Origin of the sequence: Streptococcus sp. HMSC034E03 (genome assembly GCF_001811505.1) — a bacterium.
In the GTDB taxonomy this organism is placed as follows: domain Bacteria; phylum Bacillota; class Bacilli; order Lactobacillales; family Streptococcaceae; genus Streptococcus.
The window spans coordinates 1-2736 of the sequence record NZ_KV804979.1; the positions used below are offsets into that span (position 1 = coordinate 1).

Below are 2736 nucleotides of genomic sequence, written 5' to 3' on the forward strand. Positions count from 1 at the left end.
GTGGTAAAAATAAGACAGTAACCTCAGAATAGCTACTGTCTCATCTCTTTTTTTACTTAAGCTCCTTGATATACTTGACAAATGGTAGAAAAGAGCCTGAAAAAAATCGAGGCTCAATTTGAGTCTCTTTTCTTATTTATAATATGGTGAAATCCCAAGTTTGAGTTTTCGCTAAATTCCCAAACTAACTTCAACCGCTAATCCAAGTGGAAGTTAGTCTGATAAAAATCGTAAAAATCAGTGGAATTCTGTGTCAGGGTAAGTTCCACTATGGTATAACTTTCAGTTAGTGTGAGACGTTTGAGTTTTCATCGAAAAACTAGCACAATTACTTGAAAAAAAGGTTCAACTATGATACAATGTAACTTGTCGTATAAACGATAATACTCATTCTTGATGAATTGTGACGCTGTTGCCTTCGGGTCGTTTTGCAAGCTGAAATCAAGAAGAGGAAAAAAACAAAAAGGAGAAATACTCATGGCAGTAATTTCAATGAAACAACTTCTTGAGGCTGGTGTACACTTTGGTCACCAAACTCGTCGCTGGAACCCTAAGATGGCTAAGTACATCTTCACTGAGCGTAACGGAATCCACGTTATCGACTTGCAACAAACTGTAAAATACGCTGACCAAGCATACGACTTCATGCGTGATGCTGCAGCTAACGATGCAGTTGTATTGTTTGTTGGTACTAAGAAACAAGCAGCTGACGCAGTTGCTGAAGAAGCAGTACGTTCAGGTCAATACTTCATCAACCACCGTTGGTTGGGTGGAACTCTTACAAACTGGGGAACAATCCAAAAACGTATCGCTCGTTTGAAAGAAATCAAACGTATGGAAGAAGATGGAACTTTTGAAGTTCTTCCTAAGAAAGAAGTTGCACTTCTTAACAAACAACGTGCACGTCTTGAAAAATTCTTGGGTGGTATTGAAGATATGCCTCGTATCCCAGATGTAATGTACGTAGTTGACCCACATAAAGAGCAAATCGCTGTTAAAGAAGCTAAAAAATTGGGAATCCCAGTTGTAGCGATGGTTGACACAAACACAGATCCAGATGATATCGATGTAATCATCCCAGCTAACGATGACGCTATCCGCGCAGTTAAGTTGATTACAGCTAAATTGGCAGACGCTATCATTGAAGGTCGCCAAGGTGAAGATGCTGTTGCAGCAGTTGAAGCAGAATTTGCAGCTTCAGAAGCTCAAGCAGACTCAATCGAAGAAATCGTTGAAGTTGTAGAAGGCGACAACGCTTAATTCATAATAAATAGTAATTACCTAGGAGGGCGGGGCTTAGCCCAGCTCTCCTATTTTTAAAAAATATAGGAGAATCAAAATGGCAGAAATTACAGCTAAACTTGTTAAAGAGTTGCGTGAAAAATCTGGTGCTGGTGTTATGGACGCTAAAAAAGCATTGGTTGAAGTGGAAGGCGATATCGAAAAAGCGATTGAATTGCTTCGCGAAAAAGGTATGGCAAAAGCAGCTAAGAAAGCTGACCGTGTTGCTGCAGAAGGTTTGACTGGTGTTTATGTTGACGGTAACGTTGCAGCAGTTGTTGAAGTAAATGCTGAAACTGACTTCGTTGCGAAAAACGCTCAATTTGTTGAGTTGGTAAACGCAACAGCTAAAGCAATCGCTGAAGGAAAACCAGCTAACAACGAAGAAGCTCTTGCTTTGACAATGCCTTCAGGTGAAACTCTTGAAGCAGCTTATGTGTCTGCAACAGCGACTATCGGAGAAAAAATCTCATTCCGTCGCTTTGCTTTGATTGAAAAAACAGATGCACAACACTTCGGAGCATACCAACACAACGGTGGACGTATCGGTGTTATCTCTGTAATCGAAGGTGGAGACGAAGCACTTGCTAAACAAATTTCAATGCACATCGCTGCTATGAAACCAACAGTTCTTTCATACAAAGAATTGGATGAGCAATTTGTTAAAGATGAGTTGGCACAATTGAACCACGTTATCGACCAAGATAATGAAAGCCGTGCTATGGTTGGTAAACCAGCTCTTCCACACTTGGCATACGGATCTAAAGCTCAATTGACTGATGAAGTAATCGCTCAAGCCGAAGAAGCTATCAAAGCTGAATTGGCTGCAGAAGGAAAACCAGAAAAAATCTGGGATAAAATCATCCCAGGTAAAATGGATCGCTTCATGCTTGACAACACTAAAGTTGACCAAGCTTACACACTTCTTGCACAAGTTTACATCATGGATGACAGCAAGACAGTTGAAGCTTACCTTGAATCAGTTAACGCTTCAGTGGTTGAGTTTGCTCGCTTTGAAGTTGGTGAAGGTATCGAAAAAGCTGCAAACGACTTTGAAGCAGAAGTTGCAGCTACAATGGCAGCAGCCTTGAATAACTAATAAAAAAGTAAGGAAGCAAATCAGCTTCCTTTTCTTTTGTTAGAGGGGGATTCAGAGGTTTATTTTAAAAGGTAAACAAAAAGCCCTATACAAGGGCTCAGATTGAAGACAAAGTCCTTGGAAGTCAAGTTTCTAAGGGCTTTTCTTTGTGTAAAGTCGTATAATAGAGGTAAGAAGAGTTGTGAGGTAATCCCTATGTTTCACAAAGAAAAACCTGATTATAATCGTAAGCAATATGGTTTCTATACAATAGACGAATTGGTCCCTAAAGATCACTTTCTTCGACAAGTAGATTCCAAGGTTGACTTTGACTTTATCTATGACTTGGTAGAAGATACCTATAGTCCAGATAATGG

General features: G+C 39.9%; 2 protein-coding genes and 1 pseudogene. All 3 read left to right on the forward strand.

All coding sequences use genetic code 11. From position 1 onward, the window contains the following. Positions 1 to 477: 477 nt before the first annotated feature. Positions 478 to 1260 carry a 30S ribosomal protein S2 gene (gene rpsB / locus HMPREF2805_RS04365; protein ID WP_000268462.1) on the forward strand — a complete coding sequence of 261 codons (783 nt, stop codon included), beginning with the start codon at positions 478 to 480 and terminating at the stop codon, positions 1258 to 1260. 79 nt (positions 1261 to 1339) lie between these two features. Beyond that, positions 1340 to 2380, forward strand: a complete 1041-nt coding sequence (gene tsf, locus HMPREF2805_RS04370) for a translation elongation factor Ts (protein ID WP_000808093.1) — start codon at positions 1340 to 1342, stop codon at positions 2378 to 2380. A 195-nt stretch (positions 2381 to 2575) separates the two neighbouring features. After that, a pseudogene (locus HMPREF2805_RS11000) lies at positions 2576 to 2736 on the forward strand (IS5/IS1182 family transposase); the annotation flags it as partial.